Genomic DNA, 6403 nt, shown 5'->3' with positions numbered 1-6403 from the left:
CGGCCGTATGAGCCGGATTATCAATGGTCTCCACCCAGCGGCAATGCGTGACCAGGATCTCTATGTGATTGTCAAGAACTTTTTGCTTTAGTCTATTGACTTTTCATAGCACGTCTCAATATGTTGTTAAAAGCAGTATAAAAATAGCTCTTTAATCTTCACCTAAGATTTGACAGCTATTAGTGTGAAGATGGGTCGTCAGTGTAAAAAAATAGTACCCCTGCCGGGTACCTTTGTCAAAAAGACAAAATACTTCAGTTTTTTATAAACTATATTTATCCCGGCAGCCCGGCAACCATAGCCTTCGGCCGTAGGTCCGCGGCTTTGCGCCCCCATCTTTCGATCAGGTTTGCCCTTTTCGGCTTTTTTATAATCGACAAAATTATATTTTTTTTATTTAAATACGACAAAAATTACTAAAATCCTCCATCAATTATTTTTTTTTTTTTTTTTTTTTTTTTTTTTTTTTTTTTTTTTTTTTTTTTTTTATTTTTTTTTTTTTTTTTTTTTTTTTTTTTTTTTTTTTTTTTTTTTTTTTTTTTTTTTTTTTTTTTTTTTTTTTTTTTAAATTTCATATTGTTTGGTTAAAACACCATCATTACACATGATTAATACCTCATAAATTTAACTATTACATGATATCTTAGAAAATAAAAAACCGGATAAGCCCTGTTTTTCCAATCGACGTTGACACTAAATAATAAACCCGGCAAGTGTCGGGTTCATATACCACCGTACGATTTTAATAGTGCATTTACTGGGAAACCACGCCTTTCGGCCGAAACCTGGTTAAATAAAACCCTTTCCTCAATACCCTTCCCGGGCTGGGCGCCGGTATGCTCGCCCTCCGTTATAACAGACAACCTGTTGACTATCACGTGAACTATTCCTTCGGGGTAGGTTTCGGGATTTTCATAAGTGGCCCTGTGCCGTAATTCCTAGGGTGAGGGTGCCACTCCTACAGGATACCGTAGGGAGCAAGAGCGCTTTGAGGGTTCCGTGTCCCGCCAGCATGGAGTAATTTATACTGGGATGCACCGATTTCACCGCCTCCAGATACTCCGCAATCGTGCTCCACTCCGCATCGATACCGTAAAAAACCCGGGCCGATCTTCTCTGTTCCTCATAAGCCTGCCCCAGAACCGGCGCCGCCGAATCGCCGCAATTGCCGACGACTTCGGTGGTAACACCTTGCCTTACCTTTCTCTCGCACCTGTAATTTATCATAGACTCCAGGTCCGAGTGACCGTGGATCTTGCCACTGCTATATCTGCATAAAACCGGGGGTTGCCGGTGCTGCCGACAACCCCGTCTTTCAGTATTATAATATCGTACAAACAAAACACCTCGATTATCGCCCGTAAAGGTGGCATGCAACCTTATGGCCTGGAGCGCATTCAACGAGTTCCGGTTCCTCCCGCCTGCATATATTCACTGCGTGGCGGCACCTGGTCCAGAACCGGCACCCCTCCGGCGGATTAAGGGGACTGGGCACATCCTCTTCCAACAGTATTTTTCGCCTGCGAACTTTCGGTTCCGGTATGGGTATTGCCGAAATTAGCGCCTGGGTATAGGGGTGGAGGGGGTTCCGGTAAATCTCGTCGCTTTCGGTTACCTCTATTATTTTCCCCAGGTACATGACCCCTACTCTGTGGGATATGTGTTTTACCACGTTAAGCCCGTGGGCTATGAAAAGATAGGATACCCCCAGGCGGGCCTGCAGATCCTCCAGGAGATTCAGAATCTGGCTCTGTATGGAGACATCCAGAGCCGAGACCGGCTCGTCGCACACTACGAGGTCCGGATTGGTGGCAAGAGCCCTGGCAATGCCTATCCTCTGCCTCTGCCCCCCGGAAAACTCGTGGGGAAACCGCCTCATGTGGTGGGGGGCCAGACCCACCATCTCCAGCAGGTGCTTTACCCTTTTCTCCAGTTCTTTACCCCTGGCGATACCGTGAAAGGCCAGTACTTCGCCTATTATCTCTTTAACTGTAAGCCTGGGGTTAAGGGAACTATATGGATCCTGGAATATCACCTGCATCCTGGGCCGTATCTTCCTGAGTTGTTCGCGGTTCAACCTCATTATATCCCTGCCGTTAAAAATGATACGGCCTTTTGTGGGCTCTATCAGCCTCAGCATGCACCTGGCGCTGGTGGTCTTGCCGCACCCGCTCTCTCCCACCAGCCCCAGGGTCTCTCCTCTTTTTATGCTGAAACTCACGCCGTCAACGGCTTTTATATAGCCCGCCACTTTCTGGAATACTCCGGCTTTTACCGGATACCACTTTACAAGCCCCTGCACTTCAATTATGTTCTTCTGCTGGTTCAAGCGTCTACACCTCCTCGGGGGGGGAACCCCTCGAAAAGCACCTCACCCTCCGTCCGTTCCCCATCTCCAGGAGGGCGGGAGACTTTTTCCTGCATATATCCGCAGCTTCGGGGCATCTGGGGTTGAACCTGCAGCCCGGCGGCAGGTTAAGGGGATTCGGCACCGATCCTTCGATCACGTTGAGACGGCCTTTTTCCCCTTCCAGCCTGGGTATGGATTTCAAAAGCCCCGCCGTGTAAGGGTGTAGCGGATTTTCAAAGAGGTCTTCACAGGAGGCTTCTTCAACCACCTGTCCCGCATACATCACCACAACTCTCCGGGCTGTTTCCGCTACGACACCCAGATCGTGGGTTATCAGCAGAACACTCATGCCCACCCGGTCCTTAAGCCGGTTCATCAAATCCAGTATCTGGGCCTGAATCGTCACATCCAGGGCTGTGGTGGGTTCGTCGGCAATCAATAGTTTCGGGTTGCACGAAAGGGCCATGGCTATCATCACCCTCTGGCGCATGCCTCCCGACATCTGGTGCGGATACTCGTGATACCTTTTTTCGGGATTGGGTATCCCCACGAGCCTGAGCATCTCGACGGCCCGTTCCACAGCCTCCTTTCCGGACAGCTTCTGATGGAGCATTATTGCCTCGGAAATCTGCCTGCCGACGGTGAATACCGGATTCAAAGAAGTCATCGGCTCCTGAAAGATCATCGAAATCCGGTTACCCCTTATCCGCCTCATTTCGGCCTCGGACTTTTGCAAAAGGTCCTCGCCCTCAAACAATATTTTTCCGGAGGTGATTCTGGCCGGAGGAGACGGCAAAAGGCGCATGATGGCTAGAGACGTCACCGATTTGCCGCAGCCGGACTCACCGACCATCCCCAGGGTCTCACCCCTCTTTATATCGAAGGACACACGGTCCACAGCAGTCACGACTCCGTCGTCGGTGAAGAACTTTACCGTGAGGTCCTTAACTTCGAGTAAACTCTTTTCTTCCACATATGCCACCCCCGGTTAAGGGATAATCCTGCGCGCTCCCAGGTACTTTTTGTCGAGAACCGGTGAATACTCAGGGTCCTTCAGATCGAAGCTGTTTACGGTAACACCGGAATTGCCCGCGTGAATGAACTTCATATCCCCTATATAAATCCCCACGTGCGAGGGTCCGGGTTTGTAGGTCTCAAAGAATACCAGATCTCCCGGTTTGAGGTCCTTTCTGTCCCGGACCGGTTCTCCCTGCTCGAACTGCATGTCGGCGTCCCTTTTCAAAAAGTACCCGCCCATCCTGAAGCAAAACTGCGTAAAGCCGGAGCAGTCGTAACCGTAGGCGGTGGTTCCGCCCCAGAGGTACGGCAGGCCTATATACTGTTTTGCCACGGCGATGACATAAGAAGCTCCCTTTTTCTCGGAATAAATCTTTTCCCTTGAGGGAAATTCCCTGATGTCTTCGGTCCTGACGTAAATCTCCCCTCCACCGGGCAGCATGAGCCGGGCCCAGTCCCCCTCCATCGAAATCAGGGGGAGTGTTGTGCCCTGCACCAGGTTTACGTTGAAAACCCTCCCGCCTACAATGCTTGAAAAAGGTACAGTTTTTTTGGAAACAACCAGAGCGAACCTCCCGGAAAGGTATCCTGAAAGGGAAGGCTCATCGGTGATCCACAATTTTGACCCGTCGGCCCATCCCAGGTAACCGTCTTCCATCCGTACCCGGTACCAGCCGCCCTTTTCTTCGAGAAGCATCACCACGTCACCCATCCTGGCCTGGGTGACGGTGCTTTTACCTTCGGCCCTGCCGGGCTCCCCTCCCAGATTCAGCACCGGCACCTTCACGACGCCGTAAACCCTGTCTTCCAGGGTCCGGGACGGTAAAAGTTCAATATTATCTTCAACCGTTACTCCTCTTATTTTGGAAAGCCTCGCTATCAGCTCATCCTTCACGCGCCCGTCGCTTACCCTGCCTTCCAGCACCAGTTTGCCGCCGCTTACCGTCCTCGTAACCTGAAAGACCGTTTCCCTGGAATCGAGTTTGAACTCTTTCTGAAATTCGGCTATAATTTCTTCCGCCTGCTGAACTATTTGTGCGTCACTCAAGACTTTTTCACCGCTCAATTTTACACCACACCCCCATATCGATACTGCCGCCATTGTCAAAAAGAGCGCCAGGGCGATTTTTTTATTACATAAAGCCACCCCACCCGTTCAGCGTTTGAGCCTGGGGTCCAGGGCGTCGCGAAGACCGTCCCCGAGCAGGTTAAACGAAAATACGGTTATCATTATGGCGATGCCGGGCCAGACGGAATACCATGGATTGGTCAGCATGTAACTGCGGGCGGCGTATATCATGTTCCCCCAGCTCGGCGTCGGCGGCTGAACTCCCAGGCCCAGGAACGAAAGGGATGCCTCGGCCAGTATGGCCCCGGGTATCCCCATTGTTACGGAAACGATGATGGGCCCCATACAGTTGGGTAGGATGTGCCTTAATATTATCCTGGCGTCGGATAAGCCCTGAGCTCTGGCAGCTTCCACGTATTCCATTTCCCTAAGGTACAGCACCTGGCTTCGGACCAATCTCGCCATGCCCGCCCAGCCTATCAGGGCCAGCGCTATAAAAACGTTGTAAATACTGGGCCCCAAGGCGAACATGACGCCGATATAAAACAGCAGGTCGGGAAACGCGAAGAGGATGTCGGCGATGCGCATTATAATCATGTCGACCTTCCCGCCGTAATAACCGGCAAGAGCGCCCATTGTTACTCCTATGGCGGTGACAAGCACCTGGGATATAATTCCAACGCTGAGGGATACTCTGGCCCCGAAAAGGATTCTGGAAAGGATATCCCTGCCGAACTCGTCGGATCCGAGGATATATACGCCGTTGCTGCATATTTCGGAAGGAGAACCGGGAGGCTTCAGCCTGTTAGAAAGGTCGGTCTTCAAGGGATCGGCTGGGGACAAAAGCGGCGCGATTATTGCGACGGCGCTGAATATTATTACCACCACGAGCCCGAACATGGCTGGCTTATTTTTCTCAAGCCGGAGCCACACATCCTTCCAGAACGAGGTCCCTCCGGGATTCCAACCTTGCGCCACGCTCATACCCCCTTAATGCAGCCTGACCCTGGGGTCCAGGAATGCGTAAGATATGTCCACTATCAGGTTTCCGATCACGAATATCACCGCTGTAAAAAGCACGATTCCCTGCACCAGCGGAAAATCTCTGTTTGAAAGGGCCCATATCGACAGCCGCCCCAGGCCGGGGATCGCGAAAATGGTTTCGGTAAGGAAAGAGCCGGTCAAAAGGCCGCTGATTTGCATGCCTATTACGGTTACAACTGGAATCAGGGCGTTCTTCAAGGCGTGGACGAATATGACCGCTCTTTCCGCCAGCCCCTTGGCCCTGGCCGTCCTGATATAGTCCTGCCTTATTACGTCCAGGAAAGTGCTTCTGGTGTAGCGGGCTATGGAAGCGGCGAATCTTATACCCAGCACTATCGCGGGCAGTATCATATGTTTCGGAGTAGAATAGCCGGATATCGGGAGCCATTTCAGGTGGAGGCCGAAAATCAGCTGGGCCACCACCGCCACCCAGAAAATGGGTGCACTGATCCCGGCCAGGGCGACTATCATTGAAGCATGGTCGAAGAATGAATACTGCTTGACAGCGGATATTACTCCAACAGTAAGGCCCACCGCGACAGCCACGAAAGCCGATGACAGGGCGAGCTTTACCGTCGTCGGGAAGGTGTCGAGGATCATCTTCGTTACGGGTTGTCCGGTCTTGAAGGACCTGCCCAGGTCCCCCCTGCAGGCGTTCCATAAAAATCTGCCGAACTGGACGTAAAGGGGGTCGTTGAGCCCGAGCTGGTTCCTGATCTTCTGTACGGCGTCCGGGTCCGCGTGCTTCCCCAGCATTTCCACCGCCGGGTCCCCAGGCACCACGTTCAGCAGTATGAAGGTGATTAAAGACACGCCAAGAAGCACCGGCACTGCGAAAATAAGCCTGCGTATGATGTAGTCTATCATCCTTCCCCCTCCTTAAATGGATGGAGATGCGCCGTACAGCGCATCTCCCCGCCTTG

6 protein-coding genes and 1 riboswitch are annotated in these 6403 nt (G+C 51.6%); all 6 genes read right to left on the bottom strand.

The window, feature by feature from the left end; all coding sequences use genetic code 11:
- Window positions 1-279 precede the first annotated feature (279 nt).
- A riboswitch (cyclic di-GMP riboswitch) is annotated at window positions 280-364 on the bottom strand.
- Between the two features lie 548 nt (window positions 365-912).
- Window positions 913-1227, bottom strand: coding sequence for a hypothetical protein (locus LZ11_RS05125; RefSeq protein ID WP_148866832.1), 315 nt, complete (start codon window positions 1225-1227; stop codon window positions 913-915).
- A gap of 124 nt (window positions 1228-1351) precedes the next feature.
- Window positions 1352-2329, bottom strand: a complete 978-nt coding sequence (locus tag LZ11_RS05120) for an ABC transporter ATP-binding protein (RefSeq protein ID WP_148866831.1) — start codon at window positions 2327-2329, stop codon at window positions 1352-1354.
- 4 nt (window positions 2330-2333) lie between these two features.
- Window positions 2334-3323, bottom strand: a complete 990-nt coding sequence (locus tag LZ11_RS05115) for an ABC transporter ATP-binding protein (protein WP_148866830.1) — start codon at window positions 3321-3323, stop codon at window positions 2334-2336.
- Between the two features lie 15 nt (window positions 3324-3338).
- A complete protein-coding gene (locus LZ11_RS05110) occupies window positions 3339-4514 on the bottom strand; it encodes an NlpC/P60 family protein (RefSeq protein ID WP_246110714.1) in 1176 nt (391 codons plus the stop codon).
- A gap of 9 nt (window positions 4515-4523) precedes the next feature.
- A complete protein-coding gene (locus tag LZ11_RS05105; protein WP_246110713.1) occupies window positions 4524-5420 on the bottom strand; it encodes an ABC transporter permease in 897 nt (298 codons plus the stop codon).
- Between the two features lie 6 nt (window positions 5421-5426).
- Window positions 5427-6347 carry an ABC transporter permease gene (locus tag LZ11_RS05100; protein ID WP_148866828.1) on the bottom strand — a complete coding sequence of 307 codons (921 nt, stop codon included), beginning with the start codon at window positions 6345-6347 and terminating at the stop codon, window positions 5427-5429.
- Window positions 6348-6403: the final 56 nt, after the last annotated feature.

The sequence above is a fragment of the Thermosediminibacter litoriperuensis genome, assembly GCF_008124715.1.
Classification (GTDB): Bacteria; Bacillota; Thermosediminibacteria; order Thermosediminibacterales; family Thermosediminibacteraceae; genus Thermosediminibacter; species Thermosediminibacter litoriperuensis.
The sequence above is the reverse complement of the archived record's forward strand: the minus strand, read 5'-3'. Positions and strand labels throughout refer to the sequence as shown.

Bases quoted from the DNA above. Each gene is read 5' to 3' on its own strand.
- LZ11_RS05125 (WP_148866832.1), bottom strand. From the start codon at position 1,227: ATGATAAATTACAGGTGCGAGAGAAAGGTAAGGCAAGGTGTTACCACC.
- LZ11_RS05105 (WP_246110713.1), bottom strand. From the start codon at position 5,420: ATGAGCGTGGCGCAAGGTTGGAATCCCGGAGGGACCTCGTTCTGGAAG.
- LZ11_RS05100 (WP_148866828.1), bottom strand. From the start codon at position 6,347: ATGATAGACTACATCATACGCAGGCTTATTTTCGCAGTGCCGGTGCTT.